This window comes from Kitasatospora sp. NPDC001309 (assembly GCF_042896295.1).
Taxonomy (GTDB): Bacteria; Actinomycetota; Actinomycetes; order Streptomycetales; family Streptomycetaceae; genus Kitasatospora.
Window position 1 is genome coordinate 54,249 of record NZ_JBIAXC010000020.1, and the last position, 24,389, is coordinate 78,637.

20 protein-coding genes are annotated in these 24,389 nt (G+C 73.2%); 19 read left to right on the forward strand and 1 reads right to left on the reverse strand.

Annotation, left to right across the window (positions count from 1 at the left end; genetic code table 11):
* Genes ACFY2K_RS21020 through ACFY2K_RS21030 form a run of 3 tightly spaced genes read left to right on the forward strand, consistent with a single transcriptional unit; the run spans position 1 to position 5,386 of the window.
* Positions 1-1,431 (forward strand): lysine N(6)-hydroxylase/L-ornithine N(5)-oxygenase family protein, encoded by a 1,431-nt coding sequence (locus ACFY2K_RS21020; RefSeq protein WP_380526497.1) that lies wholly within the window; start codon positions 1-3, stop codon positions 1,429-1,431.
* Positions 1,409-3,244 (forward strand): IucA/IucC family protein, encoded by a 1,836-nt coding sequence (locus ACFY2K_RS21025; RefSeq protein ID WP_387713081.1) that lies wholly within the window; start codon positions 1,409-1,411, stop codon positions 3,242-3,244. Before ACFY2K_RS21020 ends, ACFY2K_RS21025 begins: the two co-directional genes overlap by 23 nt.
* 12 nt (positions 3,245-3,256) lie before the next feature.
* A complete protein-coding gene (locus ACFY2K_RS21030) occupies positions 3,257-5,386 on the forward strand; it encodes an ATP-dependent DNA helicase (protein WP_375889353.1) in 2,130 nt (709 codons plus the stop codon).
* A gap of 105 nt (positions 5,387-5,491) precedes the next feature.
* Here the strand turns inward: ACFY2K_RS21030 and lexA are convergent, their stop codons facing one another.
* Entirely contained in the window at positions 5,492-6,277 is a 786-nt protein-coding gene (gene lexA / locus ACFY2K_RS21035; RefSeq protein ID WP_380526524.1) for a transcriptional repressor LexA, read from the reverse strand.
* A 439-nt stretch (positions 6,278-6,716) separates the two neighbouring features.
* On the opposite strand from lexA, the gene nrdR reads away from it, so the two are divergent.
* From nrdR to ACFY2K_RS21115, 16 genes are all read left to right on the forward strand, one after another.
* The gene (gene nrdR, locus ACFY2K_RS21040; protein WP_360237507.1) at positions 6,717-7,214 is read left to right on the forward strand and encodes a transcriptional regulator NrdR; all 498 of its coding nucleotides are present in this window, start codon (positions 6,717-6,719) and stop codon (positions 7,212-7,214) included.
* Positions 7,215-7,452: 238 nt separating this feature from the next.
* Positions 7,453-10,350: a vitamin B12-dependent ribonucleotide reductase gene (locus ACFY2K_RS21045; RefSeq protein ID WP_375889350.1), complete on the forward strand. Its 2,898-nt coding sequence runs from the start codon at positions 7,453-7,455 to the stop codon at positions 10,348-10,350.
* 176 nt (positions 10,351-10,526) lie between these two features.
* On the forward strand, positions 10,527-11,288 hold the full coding sequence (locus ACFY2K_RS21050; protein ID WP_387713083.1) for an SDR family oxidoreductase: 762 nt from the start codon (positions 10,527-10,529) through the stop codon (positions 11,286-11,288).
* A gap of 85 nt (positions 11,289-11,373) precedes the next feature.
* Positions 11,374-11,610 (forward strand): RNA polymerase subunit sigma-70, encoded by a 237-nt coding sequence (locus tag ACFY2K_RS21055; RefSeq protein WP_387713085.1) that lies wholly within the window; start codon positions 11,374-11,376, stop codon positions 11,608-11,610.
* Positions 11,611-11,613: 3 nt separating this feature from the next.
* Positions 11,614-11,940, forward strand: a complete 327-nt coding sequence (locus ACFY2K_RS21060) for a Clp protease N-terminal domain-containing protein (protein ID WP_387713087.1) — start codon at positions 11,614-11,616, stop codon at positions 11,938-11,940.
* A gap of 90 nt (positions 11,941-12,030) precedes the next feature.
* A complete protein-coding gene (locus tag ACFY2K_RS21065) occupies positions 12,031-12,177 on the forward strand; it encodes a Clp protease N-terminal domain-containing protein (protein WP_387713169.1) in 147 nt (48 codons plus the stop codon).
* 262 nt (positions 12,178-12,439) lie between these two features.
* The gene (locus tag ACFY2K_RS21070; RefSeq protein WP_387713090.1) at positions 12,440-14,260 is read left to right on the forward strand and encodes a sensor histidine kinase; all 1,821 of its coding nucleotides are present in this window, start codon (positions 12,440-12,442) and stop codon (positions 14,258-14,260) included.
* Positions 14,260-14,706 carry a roadblock/LC7 domain-containing protein gene (locus ACFY2K_RS21075; RefSeq protein WP_375889342.1) on the forward strand — a complete coding sequence of 149 codons (447 nt, stop codon included), beginning with the start codon at positions 14,260-14,262 and terminating at the stop codon, positions 14,704-14,706. The genes ACFY2K_RS21070 and ACFY2K_RS21075 overlap by 1 nt, the downstream gene beginning before the upstream one ends.
* Complete coding sequence (locus ACFY2K_RS21080) at positions 14,703-15,071, forward strand: DUF742 domain-containing protein (RefSeq protein ID WP_387713093.1); 369 nt, start codon at positions 14,703-14,705, stop codon at positions 15,069-15,071. Before ACFY2K_RS21075 ends, ACFY2K_RS21080 begins: the two co-directional genes overlap by 4 nt.
* Positions 15,052-15,780, forward strand: coding sequence for an ATP/GTP-binding protein (locus ACFY2K_RS21085; protein ID WP_387713096.1), 729 nt, complete (start codon positions 15,052-15,054; stop codon positions 15,778-15,780). The genes ACFY2K_RS21080 and ACFY2K_RS21085 overlap by 20 nt, the downstream gene beginning before the upstream one ends.
* The gene (locus ACFY2K_RS21090; RefSeq protein WP_375889338.1) at positions 15,777-17,015 is read left to right on the forward strand and encodes a cytochrome P450; all 1,239 of its coding nucleotides are present in this window, start codon (positions 15,777-15,779) and stop codon (positions 17,013-17,015) included. Before ACFY2K_RS21085 ends, ACFY2K_RS21090 begins: the two co-directional genes overlap by 4 nt.
* A gap of 161 nt (positions 17,016-17,176) precedes the next feature.
* Positions 17,177-18,397, forward strand: a complete 1,221-nt coding sequence (locus tag ACFY2K_RS21095; RefSeq protein WP_375889336.1) for a cytochrome P450 — start codon at positions 17,177-17,179, stop codon at positions 18,395-18,397.
* A gap of 303 nt (positions 18,398-18,700) precedes the next feature.
* On the forward strand, positions 18,701-20,086 hold the full coding sequence (locus tag ACFY2K_RS21100) for an ABC transporter substrate-binding protein (protein ID WP_375889335.1): 1,386 nt from the start codon (positions 18,701-18,703) through the stop codon (positions 20,084-20,086).
* Positions 20,087-20,348: 262 nt separating this feature from the next.
* Positions 20,349-21,371 (forward strand): carbohydrate ABC transporter permease, encoded by a 1,023-nt coding sequence (locus ACFY2K_RS21105; RefSeq protein ID WP_380590496.1) that lies wholly within the window; start codon positions 20,349-20,351, stop codon positions 21,369-21,371.
* A 50-nt stretch (positions 21,372-21,421) separates the two neighbouring features.
* Positions 21,422-22,312: a carbohydrate ABC transporter permease gene (locus ACFY2K_RS21110; RefSeq protein WP_380526516.1), complete on the forward strand. Its 891-nt coding sequence runs from the start codon at positions 21,422-21,424 to the stop codon at positions 22,310-22,312.
* 254 nt (positions 22,313-22,566) lie between these two features.
* Positions 22,567-24,294, forward strand: coding sequence for a DUF4153 domain-containing protein (locus ACFY2K_RS21115; protein ID WP_387713102.1), 1,728 nt, complete (start codon positions 22,567-22,569; stop codon positions 24,292-24,294).
* Positions 24,295-24,389: the final 95 nt, after the last annotated feature.

Consider the following 24,389-nt stretch of genomic DNA (forward strand, 5'->3'; position numbering starts at 1 on the left):
GTGGACACCTCGACACCCCACGAACCCCCCTACGACCTGCTCGGCGTCGGCATCGGCCCGTTCAACCTCTCGCTCGCCGCCCTCGCCGAGCCGGTACCCGGGCTGCGCACGCTCTTCTGCGACCAGCGCCCCGAGTTCCGCTGGCACCACGGCATGCTGGTGGACGGCGCCCGGATGCAGGTGCCCTTCCTGGCCGACCTCGTCTCACTCGTCGACCCGACCAACCCGTGGTCCTTCCTCAACTACCTGCGCGCCCAGGACCGGCTGTTCCCGTTCTACTTCGCCGAACGCTTCCAGCTGCCCCGCCGCGAGTACGACCACTACTGCCGCTGGGCCGCCGACCGGCTGCCCAACTGCCGCTTCGGCACCGAGGTCACCGCCCTGCACCGGGACGGCCCGCTGTTCCGGGCCGAGCTGACCGACACCGCGACCGGCCGGCGCACCGCCGTACGGGCCCGCAACCTCGCGCTCGGCGTCGGCACCCGGCCGGTGCTCCCCGAGGCCTTCGCCGCCCTGGCCGACCGCCCGCGGGCCTTCCACTCCGCCGAGTACCTGGACCGCCGGGCCGAGCTCGCGGACGCCCGCGACATCACCGTGGTCGGCAGCGGACAGTCCGGCGCCGAGGTCTTCCTCGACCTGCTCCGCCGCCACCAGGACGACGGCGTCCGGCTGCGCTGGCTCACCCGCACCCGGGCGCTCGCCCCCATGGAGTACTCCAAGCTCGGCCTGGAACACTTCACCCCCGACTACACCCGCTACTTCCACGGCCTGCCCGGCCCGGTCCGGGACGCCCTGGTCACCGCCCAGTGGCAGCTGCACAAGGCCGCCAGCGCGGAGACCCTCGCCGAGATCCACGACCACCTCTACGAGCGCACCATCGGCCGCCCGATCGACACCGCCCCGGTCGAGATCACCCCCGGCACCGCCGTCACCGCGGCCCGGCCCGGGCCCTGCGGCGGACTCGAACTGGACTGCCGGCACACCGACTCCGGCGCCGAACACGTGCTGCGCACCGACGCCGTGGTGCTCGCCACCGGCTACCGCGCCGCCCGCCCGGCCGCGCTCGAACCGCTCGCCCACCTGATCGACTGGGACGAGACCGGGCGCTACCGGGTCGACCTCGACCACCGGGTCGCCACCCGGCCCGAGCTCACCGGCGGCCTCTACGTCCAGAACGCCGAACTCCACACCCACGGGGTCGGCGCCCCCGACCTCGGCCTCGGCGCCCACCGGGCCGCCGTCATCCTCAACGCCGTCACCGGCCGGACCGTCCACCGGCTGCCCGACCGCACCGCCTGGACCGGCTTCGCGCCGCCCGGGGCGTCGACCGCGGCGCCGGCCGCGGCCGGGCCCGTAGGCGCTCCGATCGAGCAGACCCCCGTCGTCCCCCACCCCCAGGAGCTGACCCGTGCCGCAACCGTCGGCCGCTGAACCGCCGCTCTACCTGCCCCCGCACCTCACCGCCGGGCACTGGCAGCGGGCCGGCCGCGCCCTGCTGGCCAAGATGCTCGGCGAGTTCGCCTACGAGGACCTGCTCAAGCCCGTCCCGGGCCCCCTCGACGGCGAGTACCTGCTGAAGCTCCCCGAGGCCGAGTACCGCTTCGCCGCCCGGCGCGGCGCCTACGACAGCTGGCAGGTCGACCCCGGGTCGATCCGCTGCTCCCGCCCGGACGGCCTGGACCCGCTGCGCTTCCTCCCGTACGCCCGGGACGCGCTCGGGATGCGCGGCGACACCACCGCCCACCTGGTCCGCGAGCTGTCCGCCACGCTGACCGCCGACGCCCGCCAGCTCGCCACCGCGCTCACCGCCGCCGAGCTCGCCGACCTCGACCACCCCGCCCTGGAGGGTCGGCAGAGCGGCCACCCGTGGATCGTCCCCAGCAAGGGCCGGATCGGCTTCTCCGGCACCGACGCCGCCCGCTGGGCCCCGGAGGCCCGCAGCCCCCGGCCGCTGCCCTGGATCGCCGTCCACCGCCGGCTCGCCGAGTACCGCGGCGTGCCCGGCCTGGAACGCCCCGAGCAGTTGTACGCCCGCGAACTGGACGACGAGGCCGCCCTGCGCGCCCCGCTCGGCGCCGACGCCGACGACTACCTGCTGCTGCCCGTCCACCCCTGGCAGTGGGACGAGACGGTCCTGCCGCTGTTCGCGCCCTGGATCGCCTCCGGCGAGATCGTCCCGCTGGCCTCGGACGGCGACCCACGGCTGCCCCAGCAGTCCATCCGCTCCTTCTTCAACACCGCCCACCCCGAGCGCTGCACCGTCAAGCTGCCGCTGTCCATCCTCAACACCCTGGTCTGGCGCGGGCTGCCGGTCGAACGCACCCTCGCCGCGCCCGCCGTCACCGCCTGGCTGCACGGGCTGCGCGACGCCGACCCGTACCTGCGGGACGAGTGCCGGGTGATCCTGCTCGGCGAGATCGCCTCCGTCACCGTCGACCACCCGCTCTACCGGGAGATGCCCGACTCGCCGTACCAGTACAAGGAACTGCTCGGCGCGATCTGGCGCGAACCGCTCGGCCCCTTCCTGGCCGGCGACGAGCGCGCCCGCACCCTCGCCGCCCTGCTGCAGAGCGGCTCCGACGGGCGCGCCCTCGCCGTCGAACTGATCACCCGCTCCGGCCTCACCCCCGCCGGGTGGACCGCCCGGCTGTTCGCCGCGCTGCTGCCGCCGCTGCTGCACTTCCTCTACCGCTACGGACTGGTCTTCTCCCCGCACGGCGAGAACGCCGTCGTGGTCTTCGACGACCGCGGCACCCCGACCCGGCTCGCGGTCAAGGACTTCGTCGACGACGTCAACCTCAGCGACCAGGACCTCCCCGAGCTGCGCGCGCTGCCCCCCGAGGTCGCCGACGTGCTGCTGCGGGAGAACCCCCAGGGGCTGTGCCAGTTCATCCACTCCGGGCTGTTCATCGGCGTCTTCCGCTACCTCGCCCCGCTGCTGGAGGCGCAGGCCGGCCTCGCCGAGACCGAGTTCTGGGCCCTGCTGCGCGCGGAGATCCACCGCTACCAGGCCCGCTTCCCCGAGCTGCGCGAGCGCTTCGACCTGTTCGACCTGTTCCGCCCCCGGATCGACCGGCTCTGCCTCAACCGCAACCGGCTGCTCATGGACGGCTACCAGGACCGCCCGCACCGCCCGCACGCCGTCCGGCACGGCACCGTGCCGAACGCCCTGGTCGGCGTGGAGGTGCGGCCGCCCGGCCCCCGCCCCGGACAACGGGACCGGATTGTCACCCCCGCCCCGTAGGGTGGAAGGGTCATGACGAACGACTCCGAATCCCACGACTCCGAATCCCAGCGGGCGACGGACCTCGGCGACGCGGCCGAGGAAGCCGTCGCCGTCCCGCGCTCGCGGATTCCCGAGCTCCTGCACGCCGCGGTCGAGGCCGTCGGCGGTGTGGAGCGCCCCGGCCAGATGCGGATGGCCGAGGCCGTCGCCGACGCCGTCGACCACTCCGAGCACCTGCTCGTCCAGGCCGGCACCGGCACCGGCAAGTCCCTCGCCTACCTGGTGCCGGCCCTCGCCCACGGCGACCGGGTGGTGGTCGCCACCGCCACCCTGGCCCTGCAACGCCAGCTGGTGGAACGGGACTTGCCGCGCACGGTCGAGGCGCTGCACCCGGTGCTGCGCCGCCGCCCGCTGTACGCGATGCTCAAGGGCCGCTCCAACTACCTGTGCCTGCACCGGGCCAACGAGGGCACCCCGAGCGAGGAGGGCGAGGGCCTGTTCGACCCGGTCGACGCGCTCGGCGGCCCCACCGGCAAGCTCGGCCAGGACGTGCTCCGGCTGCGCGACTGGGCCGACGAGACCGAGACCGGCGACCGGGACGACATGAGCCCCGGCGTCTCGGACAAGGCCTGGGCGCAGCTCTCCGTCACCTCCAAGGAGTGCCTGGGCGCGACCCGCTGCGCGTACGGGCAGGAGTGCTTCGCGGAGAAGGCCCGGGAGCGGGCCAAGCTCGCGGACGTCGTGGTCACCAACCACGCGATGCTCGCGATCGACGCGATCGAGGGCGCGCCGGTGCTGCCCGAGCACGGGCTGCTGATCGTCGACGAGGCGCACGAGCTGGTCAACCGGGTCACCGGCGCGGCCACCGCCGAGCTGACCGTCGGCGCCGTCAACCGGGCGGTCAAGCGGGCCGCCCGGCTGGCCAACGAGAAGGCCGTGGACGCGCTGCAGGCCGCCGCCGAGAACTACCACGGCCTGATGGAGACCGCCCAGCCCGGCCGGGTCGAGGAACTGCCCGAGTACCTGGCCTACGCCGTCACCGCGATCCGGGACGCCTCCCGGCAGGTGATCACCTCGCTCGGCGAGACCCGGGACAAGGGCCTCAGCGACGAGGACGCCGTCCGCAAGCAGGCGATGGCCTCGGCCGAGACCCTGCACGAGACGGCCGACCGGCTGCTGGAGGGCTCCGAGTACGACGTGGTCTGGATCGAGCGCAGCGACCGCTACGGGCTGGGCACCGCCTCGCTGCGGGTCGCGCCGCTGAGCGTGTCCGGGCTGCTGCGCGAGGGCCTGTACAAGGAGCGCTCGGTCGTCCTGACCTCGGCGACCCTCAAGCTCGGCGGGGACTTCAACGGCGTGGCCGGCTCGCTCGGCCTGCCCAAGGAGACCAGGCTGCCGGACCGGCGCACCCCCGGTGACAACCCGGAGGCCGGCTCCGGCTTCGGCGAGGACGCCGTCCCGCACTGGCGGGGCATCGACGTCGGCTCGCCGTTCAAGTACCCCAAGCAGGGCATCCTGTACGTGGCCAAGCACCTCGCGGACCCCGGGCGCGACCCCGAACGGCCCGACATGCTGGACGAGTTGGCCGAGCTGGTCGAAGCGGCCGGCGGGCGCACCCTGGGCCTGTTCTCCTCGATGCGCGGCGCCCAGGCCGCCGCCGAGGCGATGCGGGAGCGGCTCGACCACCGGATCCTGCTCCAGGGGGAGGACACCCTCGGCGAGTTGATCCGCGAGTTCGCCTCGGACGCCACCACCTGCCTGTTCGGCACCCTCTCGCTCTGGCAGGGCGTGGACGTGCCCGGCTCGGCCTGCCAGCTGGTCGTGATGGACCGGATCCCCTTCCCGCGGCCGGACGACCCGCTGATGAGCGCCCGCCAGAAGGACGTCGAACAGCACGGCGGGAACGGCTTCATGGCGGTCGCGGCGACCCACGCGGCGCTGCTGATGGCACAGGGCGCGGGCCGGCTGGTGCGCGCGGCGGAGGACCGGGGCGTGGTCGCGGTGCTCGACCCGCGGGTGGAGACCAAGCGGTACGGGGGCTTCTTCCGGTCCTCGATGCCGGAGTTCTGGTACACCACGGACCGCAACCAGGTGCGGCGCTCGCTGGCGGCGATCGACGCCTCGGCGGCGCCGGTGCGGCCGGTGGTGAAGCGGGGCTGAGCGGCCCCGGCGCGTGGCGCAGGACGGACGGAGGGGCTCCCCGCTGACGCGGTGGAGCCCCTTCCCGTCGTGCCGACCGCTCGCGGTGGCGGCCGGGTGTCGCCGTCAGAGGCGGCGCAGGACCGCGACCACCTTGCCCAGGATGGTGGCGTTGTCGCCGTTGATCGGCTCGTAGGCCGGGTTGTGCGGCATCAGCCAGATCCGGCCGTCCTCGCGCTTGAGCCGCTTGACGGTGGCCTCGCCGTCGATCATGGCGGCCACGATGTCGCCGTTCTCGGCGACCGGCTGGCGGCGCACCGTGACCCAGTCGCCGTCGCAGATGGCCGCCTCGATCATCGAGTCGCCGCGCACGGTGAGGGCGAACAGCTCGCCCTCGCCGACCAGCTGGCGGGGCAGCGGGAAGACGTCCTCGACCGTCTGCTCGGCCAGGATCGGACCACCGGCCGCGATCCGGCCGACCAGCGGCACGTAGGAGGTGGAGGGCCGCCCGGCCGTCTCGGCGGTGTTGGGGCGGGCCACCTCGACGCCGCGGACCTCGTAGGCGCGCGGGCGGTGCGGGTCGCGGCGCAGGAAGCCCTTGCGCTCCAGGGCCATCAGCTGGTGGGCGACCGAGGAGGTGCTGGACAGGCCGACGGCCTGGCCGATCTCGCGCATGGACGGCGGGTAGCCGCGGCGCTGGACGGAGTCGCGGATGACCTCGATCACCCGGCGCTGGCGCTCGGTGAGCCCGGCCTCGTCGGTGCGGATGCCGGGGGGGCGGCCGGGCATCGCGCGGGCCGGGGAGGGATGGGTGTCGTCCATGGTGGGGGAGTGCTCGATCGGCTGGTCGGGGACGCGGCCCGTGGTGGAAACGGCCGGGCCGGAGAGGCGGTGGTCTTCGCTGCGGTCCATGCTGATGTCCACGCTCTGCTGATTCGTGGTGCGCTGCCCCACCTTGAACTGGGAGTGTTCCTGCACCGGGATGGTGTTGGTTTCGACGGTGTTCACGGCGGCCCCTCTCGACGGCTGTCCTCTCCCCTTTTCCAACCCAACGCGCCTCCTATCGAAAGGTTGCGCCAAACACACGTTCGAGTGAATTATTCGGGAGTTGACTGACTCGATCAAGGCTTTGTTGTACATCGAGTAAATGTTCGACCGGATGTCGACTCCGGAAGTCTAATCGGCGCCGACACGCCAGGGGTGTCACCTCCCCCCGAGACCTAGATGTAGTGGCTAGAGTCCTCTCCGTGCCCAGTACTAGTGGTCGCGCCGCATGATCAGCTTGCCGAAGGCGGGGGCGCATCGCATAGACTCAACCGGTCCGCACGTCCTGCCAGGGAGGGATCCCCAGGTGCACTGCCCCTTCTGCCGGCACTCCGACAGCCGCGTCGTCGACAGTCGGACCACCGAGGACGGCAGCTGCATTCGCCGTCGTCGACAGTGCCCGGACTGCGGTCGCCGTTTCACCACCGTGGAGACGGCCGCGCTGATGGTCATCAAGCGCAGTGGCGTCACCGAGCCGTTTTCCCGGCAGAAGGTCATCACCGGAGTCCGCAAGGCCTGCCAGGGCCGCCCGGTCACCGAGGACGCCCTCGCCCAGCTCGGCCAGCGGGTCGAGGAGTGCGTGCGGGCCAGCGGCAGCGCCGAGCTGACCACCCACGACGTCGGGCTGGCCATACTCGGCCCGCTGCGGGACCTCGACGTGGTCGCCTACCTGCGCTTCGCCAGCGTGTACCAGGCGTACGACGGACTCGAGGACTTCGAGGCCGCCATCGCGGAGATCCGCGCCGAGCGGCCCGCCCCCGAGGCGGACGGCACCTGCGTGCCCGTTCCCGCCGCCGCGCCCTAGGAGGCGCGCCGGGCCCCACGCGGGCCCGCCCAGGAGCCACCACCATGCGGCCCCCGTGGGCCGGTAGCACCACACCGGCCCCGCGTGGGCCCACGCGTGCCCGAAAACGGGGCACAGAACACTACAAACCGTGCGTAAGCGGACGGGGTCCCGTCTGCCCGCACACCGGAAGAACGAACCAGCGGTGCCCGGATTTTTCGGGGCACTTCGGGCGTTTGCCCAGGAGGAGGAGCGAGAAGTGACAGACACCACGAGCGGTTCCGCACGCGGGTCGAAGTCCGAGAAGGCCGTGACCAAGGGTGCCAAGGCCCCCAAGGGCGGTCTCCGGATCGAGCGCATCCACACCACCCCTGGCGTGCACCCGTACGACGAGGTCAGCTGGGAGCGGCGCGACGTCGTCATGACCAACTGGCGTGACGGCTCCATCAACTTCGAGCAGCGCGGCGTCGAGTTCCCCGACTTCTGGTCGGTCAACGCCGTCAACATCGTCACGTCCAAGTACTTCCGCGGCGCCGTCGGCACCCCCCAGCGCGAGTGGAGCCTCAAGCAGATCATCGACCGCGTGGTGCTCACCTACCGCGCGGCCGGCGAGAAGCACGGCTACTTCGCCACCAAGGACGACGCCGAGACCTTCGAGCACGAGCTGACCCACGCCCTCCTCCACCAGGTGTTCAGCTTCAACTCGCCGGTCTGGTTCAACGTCGGCACCAAGCAGCCCCAGCAGGTCAGCGCCTGCTTCATCCTGTCCGTCGACGACTCCATGGAGTCGATCCTCGACTGGTACAAGGAAGAGGGCATGATCTTCAAGGGCGGCTCCGGCGCCGGCCTCAACCTCTCCCGGATCCGCTCCTCCAAGGAGCTGCTCTCCTCCGGCGGCAACGCCTCCGGCCCGGTCTCCTTCATGCGCGGCGCCGACGCCTCCGCCGGCACCATCAAGTCAGGCGGCGCCACCCGGCGCGCGGCCAAGATGGTCGTCCTGGACGTCGACCACCCGGACGTCGAGGCCTTCATCGAGACCAAGGTGAAGGAGGAGGAGAAGATCCGCGCCCTGCGCGACGCGGGCTTCGACATGGACCTCGGCGGCGACGACATCACGTCCGTCCAGTACCAGAACGCCAACAACTCGGTCCGCGTCAACGACGAATTCATGACCGCCGTCGAGAACGGCACCGAATTCGGCCTGCGCGCCCGGATGACCGGCGAGGTCATCGAGACCGTCGACGCCAAGAAGCTGTTCCGCAAGATGGCCGAGGCCGCCTGGGCCTGCGCCGACCCCGGCATCCAGTACGACTCCACCATCAACCAGTGGCACACCTGCCCCGAGTCCGGACGCATCAACGCCTCCAACCCGTGCTCGGAGTACATGCACCTGGACAACTCCAGCTGCAACCTGGCCTCGCTGAACCTGATGAAGTTCCTGCGCGACGACGACTCGTTCGACGCGGAGCGGTTCGCCAAGGTCGTCGAGCTGGTCATCACCGCGATGGACATCTCCATCTGCTTCGCCGACTTCCCCACCGAGAAGATCGGCGAGACCACCCGCGCCTACCGCCAGCTCGGCATCGGCTACGCCAACCTCGGCGCCCTGCTGATGGCCACCGGCCACGCCTACGACAGCGACGGCGGCCGCGCCCTGGCCGGCGCCATCACCTCGCTGATGACCGGCACCGCCTACCGCCGCGGCGCCGAACTCGCCGGCGTCGTCGGCCCGTACGACGGCTACGCCCGCAACGCCACCGCCCACCAGCGGGTCATGAAGCAGCACGCCGACGCCTCCCTGGACGCCGTCTCCTTCGACGACCTGGACGCCCCGGTCTGGCTCCGGGCCAACAAGTCCTGGCAGGACGTGCTGCGCATCGGCGCGCAGAACGGCTTCCGCAACGCCCAGGCCTCGGTCCTCGCCCCGACCGGCACCATCGGCCTGATGATGGACTGCGACACCACCGGCGTCGAGCCCGACCTCGCCCTGGTCAAGTTCAAGAAGCTCGTCGGCGGCGGCTCGATGCAGATCGTCAACGGCACCGTCCCGCGCGCCCTCAAGCGCCTCGGCTACCAGGACGAGCAGATCGAGGCGGTCGTCGCCCACATCGCCGAGCACGGCAACGTGGTGGACGCGCCGGGCCTCAAGACCGAGCACTACGAGGTGTTCGACTGCGCGATGGGCGAGCGCTCCATCTCCCCGATGGGCCACGTGCGGATGATGTCGGCGATCCAGCCGTGGATCTCCGGCGCCATCTCCAAGACCGTGAACATGCCCGCCACGGCGACCGTCGAGGACGTCGAGGAGATCTACTTCGAGGCGTGGAAGATGGGCGTCAAGGCGCTCGCCATCTACCGCGAAAACTCGAAGGTCGGCCAGCCGCTCTCGGCCAAGAAGAAGGACTCCGAGACCGAGGCCAAGGCGGAGGAGGCCCCCGCCCCCGCGGCCGTGGTCGAGAAGGTCGTCGAGTACCGCCCCGTTCGCAAGCGCCTGCCCAAGGGCCGCCCGGGCATCACCACCTCCTTCACGGTCGGTGGCGCCGAGGGCTACATGACCGCCAACTCCTACCCGGACGACGGCCTCGGCGAGGTCTTCCTGAAGATGTCCAAGCAGGGTTCGACCCTCGCGGGCATGATGGACGCCTTCTCCATCGCCGTCTCGGTCGGCCTCCAGTACGGCGTGCCGCTGGAGACCTACGTCTCGAAGTTCACCAACATGCGCTTCGAGCCGGCCGGCCTGACCGACGACCCGGACGTGCGGATGGCCCAGTCGATCGTCGACTACATCTTCCGCCGCCTGGCGCTGGACTTCCTGCCGTTCGAGACCCGCTCGGCGCTGGGGATCCACTCCGTCGAGGAGCGCACCCGCCACCTGGAGACCGGCTCCTACGAGCCGCTGGAGGCCGAGGAGCTCGACACCGAGTCCCTCGCCCAGTCCGCCCCGGTCGCCGCGGCCAAGCCGGCCCCGGCCCCCGCCCCGGCCGTCGAGGCGCCCAAGGCGGCCCCGAAGCAGGCCCACAACTCCACGGAGCTGATGGAGATCCAGCTCGGCCTCAACGCCGACGCGCCGCTCTGCTTCTCCTGCGGCACCAAGATGCGCCGCGCCGGCAGCTGCTACCTCTGCGAGGGCTGCGGCTCCACCAGCGGCTGCAGCTGACCGCAGCGCTGACCCCGCGCGGGTGAGCAACCGCTGAGGCGGGGCGAGGACTTCACGTCCTCGCCCCGCCTCTTCTCGTTGTCCCGGGGCGCCGATGTCACGGATGGGGGTGGTGGTCGGTCGTAGGGGGTGCGCGGGTGCGCGGGTGCTCGGCGTTCGGTGAGAGGAGTGGTGCGGTGACGGGGACGGTGCTGGTGACCGGGGCGACGGGGACGTTGGGGCGGGAGGTGGTGCGGCTGCTGGTGGCGCGCGGGGTGGCGGTGCGGGGGTTGAGCCGTCGGGCGCGGGCGGCGGGTGACGGGGTCGAGTGGGTGGTCGGGGACCTGGTGGGCGGGGCCGGGATCGCGGCGGCCGTGGCCGGGGTGGAGACGGTGCTGGACTGTGCGACCACGCAGGGGCGGAAGGACGTGGCGGGGGTCGGGCGGCTGGTGGCGCAGGCCCGGCGGGCCGGGGTGCGGCACCTGGTGTACGTGTCGATCGTGGGGATCGACCGGGTGCCGCTCGGGTACTACCGGGCGAAGCTCGACTGCGAGCGGGTGGTGCGGGAGTCGGGGCTGGGGTGGACGGTGCTGCGGGCGACGCAGTTCCACGACCTGCTGTTCAAGGCCTTCGACCTGAGCGCGCGGCTGCCGGTGTTCCCGGTGGTGAGCGGCGCCGGGGTGCAGCCGGTGGACGTCCGGGAGGTGGCGGAGCGGCTGGTGGAGCTGGTGGGGCGGGAGCCGGCCGGGTTCGCGCCGGAGGTGGGCGGGCCGCGGGTGCGGTCGTACCGGGAGCTGGCGGAGGCGTACCTGCGGGCGGCGGGTCGGCGGCGGCCGGTGCTGCCGCTGCGGGTGCCGGGGGCGGTGGGGCGGGCCCTGCGGGCGGGTGGGCTGACGACGCCGGAGCGGGCGGTGGGGCGGGGGACCTTCGAGGAGGCGTTGGCGCGGCGGTTCGGCTGAGCCGGGGGCCCGCCGCTCGGCCGAACTGCCACGCAGTTGTCAACCAGGGTTGACATTCCCGAGGGCGTCAACCAGAGATGACGTCATGAGCGAGAGCGGAGAGCTCGCGGCCGCCGCGAGCAGTCGTGACCCCGCCGTGGGGCTCCGGGCGGTCCGCGCCCTGCGTGATCTGGCGGACCGTCTGGAGGCCCTCCAGGTGGACAACGCCCGGTCGCAGGGCTGGTCCTGGCAGGACATCGCGGTCTGCCTCGGGGTGACCAGGCAGGCGGTCCACAAGAAGCACGCACGACGGGGGCCCGGCAAGGGCGAGGACGGAGACTGAGCGATGTTCGAACGGTTCACCCAGGAGGCCCGGAGGGTTGTGGTCATCGCCCAGGAGGAGGCGAGGCAGCTGCGGGACGACCGGGTCGGGACGGAGCACCTCCTGCTGGGGGTCCTGGAGCAGTCGCAGGATCCGGCGGCGTCCGTGCTGATCGGGGCCGGCCTGGACCAGGAGGCCGCGCGGCAGGCGGTGCGGCGCCTGCGGGGGAAGGGGGACCGGCAGGTCCTGGCCACGATCGGGGTCGACCTGGACGCGGTGCGGGAGGCGGTCGAGGCGGCCTTCGGGGAGGGGGCGCTGGACGCCCCGCCGGAGGAGGGGCGCAAGCGCTGAGGCCGGTTCCGCTCCGGTGGCTCGACGGCCGGGCACATCCGGTTCTCGACCCCGGCGAAGAAGGCGCTGGAGCTCTCCCTGCGGGAGTCGCTGCGCCTGGGGTCGAAGGAGATCGGGGTGGGCCACCTGCTGCTCGGGGTGCTCCGCGAGGGGGAGGGGCTCGGGGTGCTGGTGGTCGCCGACCACGGGCTGGACACGGCCGCCGTGCGGCAGGCGGTGGAGGCGGAACTGGCCTGAGCGGCGGTGCCGGGAAGGGGTGGAAGGTGTCGCCGTGCGGTGTACTCGGCGTGAATGAAGGAGATTGACCGTCAACTAGCGGGTTGAGGCCAATGTCTGAATCGATATGATCGGCCGAAAGCGTGAACCGATCAGCCGCCCGGAGGCGTTTCGCGACGCCACCGGGCGGTCTGGTATGCGCCCGACCAGCTGGCGGCGGCCGCAACCGTCGCCGACCCGCCGCCCGCGCCGCCGCCCGCCGACGTTGCCGAGGACCGCCCCGATGAGAGAAGCCACCAGCCCCGACGGTCGGCCGCGCCGCCGCTCCGCGCCGCGCACCATCGCCCTGACCGCGGCCGCCGTGCTGCTGGCGCTGGTCGCCGCGCCGGTCGGCGTCAGCCGGGCCCTGGGCGCGCACCAACCGCTCACCGCGCTCGCGGTGGCCGCCGTGGCGGTGCTCTGGCTGATCGTGGTCGGCCTGGCCGCGAGCGGCGCCGAGCGCGCCCGCCGGCTGACCGACGACCTGGCCGTCCAGCACGGGGAGACCCGGGCCGCGCTGGTCGCCGCCGGAACCGCCCGGCAGGCCGAGACGGCCGCCCAGGACCGGGCCGCCGCCGCGTTCGCCGAACGGGACGCCGCCCGCGCCGAGCACGCCCGGGTCGAGGCGGACCTCACCGCCGCGCACGCCGAACTGGCCCGGCTGGGGGCTCGGCTGGAGGCCGAGCGGGCCGCGGCCGGGGCGGAGCGGGAGCGGGCCGCCGACGAGCGGGCCGAACTGGAGCGGATTCCCGAGGGCGTCCTGCCCGAGGTGGTGGAGAAGCTGCGCGGGGGCTCGTCCGTGGACAGCGCGCTGGCCGCCCACCGCAAGCACCCCCAGTACGCGCTGCTGCGCGCGGTCGGCGAGGAGGTCGGCCGCGGCGAGCGGCTGCGGGCCGCCGCGCTCGCGGTCTGCGCGACCGCCGCCGGCCGGGTCCAGGCGCTGGCCACGAGCATGCACGCCGAACTGCGCGAGATGCAGCACCGGCACGACGAGGAGGTCCTCGGCGACCTGCTGCGGCTGGACCACTCGACCGCCCAGGCGGGCCGGATGGCGGACAGCATCGCGGTACTCACCGGCGCCCGCTCCGGCCGCCGCTGGGCCAAGCCGATCGCGGTGGAGTCGGTACTGCGCGGTGCGCTCGGCCGGATCGGCGCCTACCAGCGGGTCCGGCTGCACAACGCCAGCACCGCCGCGGTGGCCGGCTTCGCGGCCGAAGGCGTGATGCACGCGCTGGCCGAACTGCTGGACAACGCCACCAACTTCTCCGCTCCGCCGGCCGAGGTGCACGTCTACGTCGAGGAGGTGCCGGCCGGTCTGGCGGTGACCGTCGAGGACAGCGGGCTGGGCCTGAGCGACAGTTGGCTGCGCCGGGCCGAACGGGCCGTCTCCGCCGAGCCGCTGGACCTCGCCACGCTGTCCGCCGGTACCCGGCTGGGCCTCGCGGTGGTCGGCGTGCTGGCGCGCAAGCACGGGCTGCAGATCTCCTTCCGGCCGTCGGCCCGCGGCGGTACCGGGGTGGTGATGCTGATCCCGCAGCAGGTGGTCACCCACCTGGTTCCGACGCCCGCCCCGGCGGCCGCGCCCGTGACGCCGTCCGCGCCGGCCGTGGAGTCCGTGCGCCCGGCGCTCACCCCCGCCCGCCCGGCGCCCGCCTCGCTGCCGCTCGCCTCGACCCCGACCGCCTCGAACCCGACTGCCTCGACCCCGCCCGCCGTGGCCGTCCCGGTACCTGTCGTCCCGGCACCTGCTGCCCCGGCCCACGCCGTCGCAGCACACGCCGTCCCGGCGGCTGCCGCCCCCGCCCAGACCCCGTCCGGGCCGACCCGGATGACCGACAGCGGCCTGCCGCAGCGCCGCCGCGGCCAGACGATGGCCACCACCACCCCGGCGACGGCCCCGGCCGCGAAGCCCGTACGGACCGACGCGGTGCGCGCCGCCGCCCGGTTCGGGGCCTTCCGCCGGGCCGCCCAGCCGGCGCTGCCCGCCCCCGGGGCGGCGCCGACCGCGGACACCGACACCGAGACCACGCCCGACGCTTCCCCCGTCACCGAGAAGGACTCCTGATGAGCAGCGCCACCGACCGCGACCTCGACTGGCTGTTGGAAAACCTGCTGGCGGCCACCCCCGGCAGCCGGCACGCCCTGGTGCTGTCCGCCGACGGCCTCAAGCTCTGCCACACCGCCGGGCTGAGCGCCGACCAGGCCGACCAGCTGTCGGCGATCGCCTCCGGACTGCAGAGCCTGGCGCACGGCGCCTCGATCGAGTTCGGGGACGGCAGCGGCGGCGTGCGGCAGTCGATGACCGAGTTCCACGGCGGCATCCTGTGCATCGTGGCGGCCGGTGAGGGCGCGCACCTCGCGGTGGTCACGGACGACGAGGCGGACGTGGGCGTGGTCGGCCACAACATGCACGGCCTGATCGAGCAGATCGGCGTCCACCTCAGCGCGCCCGCCCGGGAGGCGGACGCGGAACCCGGCGCGGACGCCGCGGGCGAGAGCGCCGGGATATGAACGCCGGGCCCCTGCTGCCGGGTCGGGACGACGACCCGGACCGCCTCTACACCATCACCGGGGGCCGCAGCCGCGCCCCTTCGGTCGCCTTCGACCTGGTCACCCTGATCGTCGCGGAGCGGCAGCCGGCGCCGGGGATGCAGTCGGAGCACGTCCGGATCCTGCGGATGTGCGAGGCCCCGACCGCCGTGGTGGAGGTGGCGGCGGAGCTGCAGCTGCCGGTCTCGGTGGTGAAGATCCTGCTCGGCGACCTGCTGGAGGCCGGGGCGGTCACCGCCCGGCACCCCAGGTTCGCGCCGAACAAGGCCCGGCTGCCCGATCTCGACACGTTGAAGCAGGTGCTGCATGGCCTCCAACGGCTCTGACCTCCAGGATGTCCAGGACCTCCAGGACCTCCAGGACGTCCAGGATGTCCAGGACGTCCCGGACGTCCAGGACCTCCGGCCCGTGGGGCGCACCCCGCTGCGGGCGACCGCCGACAACGCGTTGAAGATCGTCGTGGTCGGCGGGTTCGGGGTGGGCAAGACCACGTTGGTCGGCTCGGTCAGCGAGATCCGCCCGCTGAACACCGAGGAGGTGATGACCCGGGCGGGGGAGGGCATCGACCCGGCGGGCAGCTGGGGCAAGCGCTCCACCACCGTCGCCTTCGACTTCGGCCGGATCACCCTGTCGGAGCGCCAGGTGCTGTACCTGTTCGGCGCGCCCGGGCAGGAGCGCTTCTGGTTCCTCTGGGACCGGCTGTTCAGCGGTGCGCTGGGGGCGGTCGTGCTGGTGGACACCCGGCGGCTGGAGGACTCCTGGTACGCGATCGACCGGCTGGAGCACCACGGCACGCCGTTCGTCGTGGCCCGCAACAACTTCGGCGAGCCTGGCCACACCCTGGAGCAGGTCCGGGAGGCGCTGGACCTGCCGCCGGAGGTCCCGCTGGTGGACTGCGACGCCCGTGACCGGGAGTCCGGCAAGCAGGTGCTGATCGAGCTGGTCCACCACCTGGCCGCCCTCGCCGGGGCGGACGCGGCCGCGCTGGCCGGACCCGGAGCACCCGACGCGATCTACGAGGAGAGCACCCCGTGACCGAGCCCGCCGTCACCCCGCCCCCGGGCTGCCCGGCGCACGCCGGCGCCACGCCGCTGTACGGGCCGCGCTTCCAGACCGACCCGGCCCAGCTCTACCGCGAGCTGCGCGCCGCGCACGGCCCGGTCGCCCCGGTCGAGCTGGCCGGCGGCGTGCCCGCGTGGCTGGTCATCGGCTACCGGGAGCTCCAGCAGGTCACCGGCCAGCCGCAGTTGTTCGGCCGGGACTCCAGCCGCTGGCACGCGTGGCGGACGCTGCCCGCGGACTGGCCGTTGAAGCCGATGATGGCCCCGGTGCCGTCGATCCTGTACGCGGAGGGCGAGGAGCACGTCCGGCGCTCCCGGGCGGTCACCGACGCGCTGGCCGGGATCGACCCGTACGAGCTGCGCAAGCACGCCGAGGAGATCGCCGACGGGCTGATCGACGAGTTCGCCGGGCGCGGCGAGGCCGACCTGGTCGCCGAGTACGCGCACCGGATGCCGCTGCTGGTGCTGTGCCGGGTCCTCGGTCTGGACGAGGAGCAGGCGCCGCAGCTGATCGCGGCGCTGCTGGCCATGCTGGACGGCGGTGCGGACGCCCCGGCCGGCGCCCAGCGGCTGCTGGAGCTGATGCTCGCGCTGGTGGAGGAGAAGTCCGAGCACCCGGGGGCCGACGTGGCCTCGCGGATGCTGGAGCACCCGGCGGGGCTGACCCACGACGAGGTGATGCGCGACCTGCGGGTGCTGCTGATCGCCGGTCACCAGCCCAGTTCGTACTGGATCTCCAACACCTTGCGGCTGATGCTCACCGACGAGCGTTTCGCGGCCTCGCTGGCCGGCGGCCGGCGCAGCATCAGCCAGGCCCTCAACGAGGCGCTCTGGGAGGACACCCCGACCCAGATCTTCGCCGGCCGCTGGGCGGTGCGGGACACCCAGCTCGGCGGCCAGCGGATCGCCGAGGGCGACATGCTGCTGCTGGGTTTCGCCGGGGCCAACGCGGATCCGTCGGTGCGCCGGCCCGACGGCCGTCCGGCCGAGGGGAACCGGGCGCACATGAGCTACTCGTACGGCGAGCACGGCTGCCCGTTCCCGGCCCAGGAGGCGGCCGAGGTGATCGCCACCACCGCGATCGAGGTGCTGCTGGACCGGCTGCCGGACCTGCGGCTGGCGGTGGCCGAGCACGCCCTGGTGTGGCGGCCCTCGGCCTGGGTGCGCGGACTGGTCGCGCTGCCGGTCTCGTTCAGCCCGGGGTACTAGGTTCCGTCCGATGTGCCGAGGGCCTGTCTTCCGACTCCCGCCCGCGGGGCGTTCGAGGACGGGCCCCGGCGAGGCCTTGCGGATCTTGGTCGGGCGGGTCAGGATCCACAGGACGTGCACAACCGTTCGAAGAACCTTTACGTCAAGGAGAGTTGCCGCCGATGACCGCTGCCCCGGCCCCGGCCCCGATCGCCCTCGACCCGTTGGCCCGCGACAACGCCGCCGAGGGTGCCCTGCTGCGGGCCGCCGGTCCGGCGGTGCCGGTCGTGCTGCCCGGCGGGGTCGCCGCCTGGGCGGTGACCCGGCACGCGGCCGCGCGCGACCTGCTGACCGACGCCCGGCTGGTCAAGGACGCCCGGCACTGGGCGGCCTACCAGCGCGGTGAGGTGCCGAAGACCTGGCCGCTGATCGGCCTGGCGGTGCCGGGCCCGAGCATGGTGACCACGGACGGTGCCGAGCACCGCCGACTGCGGGCGCTGGTCGCCCAGGCCTTCACCCCGCGCCGGGTCGAGCTGATGCGCCCGCGGGTGGAGGAGATCACCCACGCGCTGCTGGACGCCCTGGCGGCCGGGGAGCCGCTGGTCGACCTCAAGTCGGCCTTCGCCTTCCCGCTGCCGATGACGGTGATCTGCTCGCTGCTGGGCGTCCCGGAGTCGGACCACGGCCTGCTGCGCGACCTGTACGAGCGGTTCTTCGGGGTCAAGCCCGACCCGGAGGGCATCCAGGCGACCGTCGCCGGGCTGAACGCCTTCGTCAACGGCCTGGTGGCGCAGCGCCGTTCGGCGCCGGGCGAGGACCTGGCGAGCGTGCTGCTGGCGGCGGACACCGAGGGCGGGGCGCTCACCGACGCGGAGGCGGCGGCCACCCTGCGGGTGATCATCGCGGCCGGCCACGAGACCACCGTCAACCTGATCGGCAACGCGGTGCGGGCGCTGCTGGCGCACCCGGACCAGCTGGCGCTGGTGCGCGCGGGCGAGGTCTCCTGGGACGCGGTGGTCGAGGAGTCGCTCCGCTGGACCCCGCCGACCAGCAACTTCCTGTTCCGCTTCGCCGCCGAGCCGATCGAGGTCGGCGAGCTGGTGATCCCGGCGGGCGACCCGGTGCTGGTCTCGTACAACGCGATCGGCCGGGACCCGTTGCAGCACGGGGTGACGGCGGAGCTGTTCGACATCACCCGGGACCCGACCCGGCACCTGTCCTTCGGCCACGGTCCGCACGTCTGCCCCGGCTCGCCGCTGGCCCGGCTGGAGGCGGCGGTCGCGCTGCCGGCGCTGTTCGAGCGCTTCCCCGGGCTGGCTCCGGCGGTGCCGGACGGCGAGCTGCGGCCGAGCCCGTCGCTGGTGGTGAACAGCCTGCGGGAGCTGCCCGTCCGGCTCTGGTGACCGGCCCGACCGGCCCGACCAGCCCGACCGGCCTGGCCGAAGCGTGTTGACAGTACGTCAGATGAGCGGCCCCGTCCGGATTCCGGGCGGGGCCGCGGGCGTTCGCCGGTTTCGGACGTGATGATCGGGGCACCGGTGTGGGGAAGGTCGACCATGGACCTTGGCGGCGGCGGAAGGCTGCGTTAACGTCGTCGAATCGGTTCGGCCGCCCGCTCGCCCAGCGATCCCTGCACGCCCATCTCCGGTACAGCGCAATGTCGTTCAGCCCACCCGAGGCAGCATGCCCTGGCGAGGAGGACCGCATTGACCTTCAACCCGACCGCGCCGTCCGCGAGTTCGCGCCGTCGACCGCTGGCCGTATCCGCTCTGCTGGCGGCGCTGGCCCTGACCGCGGCCTGCTCGAACAGCTCCGGCGGTTCGGGCGGCGGCGACGGGGCGGCCCGGACGCTGACCGGTGACTGCGCCAAGTACCAGCCGTACGCAGGGCATTCGGGCACCACGGTGACGATGTTCGCCTCGATCCTCAGCCCGGAGTCGGACAACCTGGAGAAGTCCTGGGCCGAGTTCAGCTCGTGCACCGGGATCAAGATCAGCTACGAGGGGTCCAACGACTTCGAGTCCCAGCTGCCGGTCCGGGTGGCCGGCGGCAACGCCCCGGACTTCGCGATCATCCCCCAGCCGGGCCTGCTGGCGCAGATGGTGAAGAGCGGCAAGGTGGTCAAGCCGCCCGCTGAGACCGTCGCCAACCAGGGCAAGTGGAGCCCGGTCTGGAAGACCTACGGCTCGGTCGACGGCACCTTCTACGCGGCGCCGATGAGCGCCAACATGAAGTCCCTGGTCTGGTACTCGCCGAAGACCTTCAAGGCGGCCGGCTACGAGGTGCCGAAGACCTGGGCGGACCTCATGGCGCTCAGCGACCGGATCGCCAAGGCGGGCGGTCCCAAGCCCTGGTGCGGGGGCATCGCCTCCGGCACGGCCACCGGCTGGCCGGCCACCGACTGGCTGGAGGAGGTGGTGCTGGGCACGTACGGCGGTGAGGTGTACGACCAGTGGGTCGGCCACCAGGTGAAGTTCTCCGACGAGAAGATCGCCACGGCGATGCGGACGGTCGCCGACTGGATGCAGAACCCGGCCTGGGTCAACGGCGGCTACGGCGGCGTCAAGTCGATCGCCACCACCACGTTCCAGGACGCGGGCGCGCCGATCCTCACCGGCAAGTGCGCGATGCTCCAGCAGGCCTCCTTCTACGAGGCGCAGTGGCCCAAGGGCACCAAGGTCGCCCCGGACGGCGACGTCTTCGCCTTCCACCTGCCCGCCGTCAACCCGTCGATCGCCAACCCGGTCGAGGGCGGCGGCGAGTTCCTGGCCGCCTTCTCCAGCAAGCCCGAGGCGCAGGCGGTGCAGAACTACCTGTCCAGTGCGGACTGGGCGAGCAGCCGGGTGAGGACCGCGACCGGCTGGGTCTCGGCCAACCAGGGCGTGGACAAGAGCCTCTACACCGACCCGATCGACAAGCTCTCCGCGGAGGCGCTGACCGACCCGAGCGCCACCTTCCGCTTCGACGCCTCCGACATGATGCCGGCGGCCATCGGCTCCGGGCAGGAGTGGACGTCGCTGACCGCCTGGTTCGCCGAGGGGCAGTCGATCCAGAAGGTCGCCGCCGACATCGACGCCGCCTGGCCGAAGTAGCCGCCCGAGCGGCCGCCGACCGAGCAGCTGACGGAACAGCTGACTGAGCAGCTGGCAGGGCAGCCGACCGAGCGGCCGCCGGAGCAGCCCGCCCGGCCGGCGTCCGGGACCACCCGCCGAGGGCGGTGCGGGGCCACCCACCCGCACCGCCCGCCCCTCCTCTCTCACCTGCTCCCCTGACCTGCTCCCCGACCCTGCTTCCCGACCCTGCTTCCCGACCCGCTTCCCCTTCCCGCTGGACGAACCGAAGGGACGTGCAGCCATGCCCGTAACCGGCTCCCCGCCGGCCGCCGACTCCCTGGCCGTCGGCGCCTGGGGCGACGCGGCGATCAAGTTCGGCAACAGCTTCGGCGCGATCGCGGGCTTCCTCGGCGTCCTGCTGGTGGTCTTCCTGGTCGCCGGGCGCGCCCGGGGCCGGCTGGCCCGCCCGCTGGCCGTCCTGGTCCTCCTCGGCCCGGCGGTGCTGCTGCTGGCGGTCGGCCTGGTGGTGCCGCTGATCCGCACGGTCTACCTGAGCCTGCACGGCCCGGACGGCAGCACCTTCGTCGGCGCTGAGAACTTCGGCTGGGCGTTCACCACCGAATCGGTGCGGAAGGTGCTGCTCAACACCCTGTTGTGGCTGGTGGTCGCGCCGCTGGTGGCGACCGGTCTGGGCCTGGTGCTGGCCCTGCTGGTGGACCGGATGCGCGGCCAGTCGGTCTACAAGTCGCTGATCTTCATGCCGATGGCGATCTCACTGGTGGGCGCCTCGATCATCTTCAAGTTCGTCTACGAGGCGCGCGGCAAGGACCAGCCGCAGATCGGCCTGCTCAGCCAGCTCGCCCACGCGGTGGGCTGGTCGGACCCGCCGAACTGGCTGCTCAGCCAGCCGCTGAACACCTTCCTGCTGATGGCGGTGATGGTCTGGGTGCAGACCGGCTTCGCGATGGTGGTGCTCTCGGCGGCGATCAAGGCGATCCCGGACGAGGTGGTGGAGGCGGCCCGGCTCGACGGTGCGACCGGGGTGAGGCTGTTCTGGCACGTCACCGTGCCGATGATCCGCACCACGGTGATGGTCGTCCTGACCACGGTCATGATCATCACTTTGAAGGCCTTCGACATCGTCCGCACCATGACCGGCGGCAACTTCGGCACCCAGGTGCTGGCCAACGAGATGTACACGCAGTCCTTCGCGCAGTTCGACGACGGGCGGGGCGGCGCCCTCGCGGTCCTGCTGTTCCTCGCGGTGCTGCCGCTGGTGGCCTACAACATCGTCCAGCTGCGGAGGGAGCGTGAGGTGCGGTGAGCATTCCTGAGGCGAAAGCCGTCAGCCGCCGTCCGGTCGGGGGGAGCCCCGTGCGGAAGGCTTTCAGCAGCCCCCTGGCCTCGCTGTTCGTGATCGCCGTGACGGTGCTCTGGACGGTCCCGACCCTCGGCCTGCTGGTGACCTCGCTGCGCCCCAAGCAGGACGTGACGAAGGACGGCTGGTGGAACGCCCTGCTCCACCCGGACTTCGGCCTCGGCAACTACCACACGGTGCTGTTCGAGGGCGGCTCCGGCGGCTCCACCGGCCTGCTGCCCTTCCTGGTGAACTCGCTGGCGATCAGCATCCCGGCCACCCTCTTCCCGCTGGTGCTCGCGGCGATGGCGGCGTACGCGCTGGCGTGGGTGCGGTTCCGGGGGAGCGACGCGGTGTTCTTCACGGTGTTCGCGCTCCAGGTGGTGCCGCTCCAGATGGCGCTGATCCCGCTGCTGCGGCTGTTCTCCGGCGGTGCGCACCTGGGGGCGCTGACGCTGATCCCGGCGGTGGACCTCAAGGGCAGCTACGCGCCGGTCTGGCTGGCGCACACCATGTTCGCGATGCCGCTGGCGGTGTTCCTGCTGCACAACTTCATCGCCCAGCTGCCGCGCGACCTGATGGAGGCGGCGGTGGTGGACGGCGCCTCGCACTTCAAGATCTTCCGTTCGATCGTGCTGCCACTGTGCGCCCCGGCGCTGGCCTCGTTCGCGATCTTCCAGTTCCTCTGGGTCTGGAACGACCTGCTGGTCGCGCTCACCTTCGCCGGCGGCACACCGGAGGTGGCGCCGATGACGGTCCGGCTGGCACAGCTGTCCGGGTCGCTGGGCGGGCGTTGGGAGCTGCTCACGGCGGGGGCGTTCCTGTCGATCATCGTGCCGCTGATCGTCTTCTTCGCTCTCCAGCGGTACTTCGTCCGCGGACTGCTGGCGGGTTCGGTCAAGGGGTAGGGCGGACGGCCCGGCTCGGGTCCGGCTCGGATCCGGCTCGGATCCGGCTCGGGTCCGGCTCGGGTCCGGCTCGGGTCCGGCTGTGGCGGGCGCCGGGGTGGCGGCCCTCCGGGCTCTTCTGAACGCGTTCAGAACCAACTTTTGAACTTGTTCAGAATCGTCTACAGTCGGCTGCGGGAGGCGTCGAGTACGCCCGCCCCGCGGACCGCCCGGAGGACGGCTTCCGCATGCCCGCCGACCACCGAGGGGGACTCATGCCAGGCCCGTCCACGCCTGCCCCGACCGATCCGCAGCCCGGAGCCGAGCACGGCCCGTCGGCCGGCCACAGCCTGTCGGCCGGCCACAGCCCGTCGGTCGAGCACAGCCTGTCGGCCGAGTACGGCCCGTCGGCCGAGCCGGACGCGCAAGCCGCCCCGGACTCGCCGTTCGACATGTACCGGCCCGGCGCCCCGCACCGCGCGCCGGACGCCCCCGTGCCCCCGCAGCCCGGTCGGCTGCGCGCCACCGACCCCGAGCGGCACGCGGCCGCCACCCCCCGGGTCCTCCTGCTCGCCGTGCTCGCCGGACTGCTGACGGCCTGGCTGCTGTACGACGGGATCGGCGCCAACCTGCTGATCTGCGGCGCCGCCACGGCCGGCGCCGCCGGCCTGGTCGCCCGAACCGCCGGCCGCCGGATCCGGCCCTGGACGCTCGCCTGGAGCCTGCTGGCCCTCGCCCTGCTCGCCGTCCCGGCCCGCTGGGACGCGGGCTGGCCCGCCCTGCTCGCCTCCGGCTGTGCGCTGGGACTGGCCTCGCTCGCCCTGCACGGCGGGCGCCGCTGGCCGGGGGTGCTGCTCGCCCTGCCCGCCCTGGTCTGGCAGCTGATCCCAGGGCTGAGCTGGATCTGGGACAGCCTGGAGGGCCGCCCGCTGCCGGGAGCCGGACGGCTCGTCCCGGTGCTCAAGGCGCTCGCCGTCGCCGCCGTCCTGCTGACCGTCTTCGGCCTGCTGTTCGCCGGCGCCGACGCCGCCATGGCGGACCTGCTGGCCGGCCTGGTCCCCAGTTTCGACGTCCACCAGCTGCCGGGGCGCGGCACCCTGTTCGGGCTCGGCACGCTCACCGCCCTCGGCTTCGCGCACATCGCCGCCGGGCCGCGCCGCTGGGACCGGCTGGAGGTCCGCCCGGGCCGCGAACGGCGACGGCTGGAGTGGGCGCTGCCGCTGGTCGCGCTCGACCTGCTGTTCGGCGCCTTCGCGGTGATCCAGGCGGTCATGGTGCTCGGCGGCGCGGACGCCGTGCTGGCCAACACCGGGATGAGCCGCTCCGCGTATGCCCGGCAGGGCTTCTGGCAGCTGAGCGTGATCACCGTGCTGACCCTGGTCGTGGTGGCCGTCGCCAAGCGCTGGGCGCCGCGCACCACCCCGAATGACCGCCGGCTGGCCCGGATCCTGCTCGGACTGCTCTGCCTGCTCGCGCTGGCCGTGGTCGCCTCGGCGCTCGGCCGGATGTGGTTCTACGTGGACGCCTCCGGGCTGACCACACTGCGGCTGTGGGTGCTGGTGGTCGAGATCTGGCTGGGCGCCGTGTTCCTGCTGCTGCTGGCCGCCGGGCTCACCCGCCGGGGCGGGGGCTGGCTGCCGCGCGCCGTCGTCCTCAGCGGGATGCTCACCGTCGCCGTCTACGGGCTGATGGGGCCGGACGCGATCGTCGCGGAGCAGAACGTGGCCCGGTACGAGCGGTCGCAGCAGATCGACCTGCGCAACGTCCGCGACCTCTCGGCCGACGCGGTGCCCGCCCTGGACCGGCTGCCCGAGCCGCAGCGGTCCTGCGCGCTGCAACTGATCCGACGCGACCTCGACCGGGACACCCGGCCCTGGTACGCGGCCGGCGGCTCGGTCACCGGGGCGCGGCAGGTGCTGGCCGAACGGCCGTTGGTGGAGGGGCCGCGGTCGGGGCGGGGGCCCTGCGAGTGGGCCGGGCTGGCGTCCGAGCGGGGCTGGTAGCGGCCGCCGGGCCCGGGCCGGGGGCGGCTGGGAACGCCGCGGGGCCGGCCGGGAGCGTGCTGCTCCCGGCCGGCCCTCGGCGGTTCCGTGCCCTG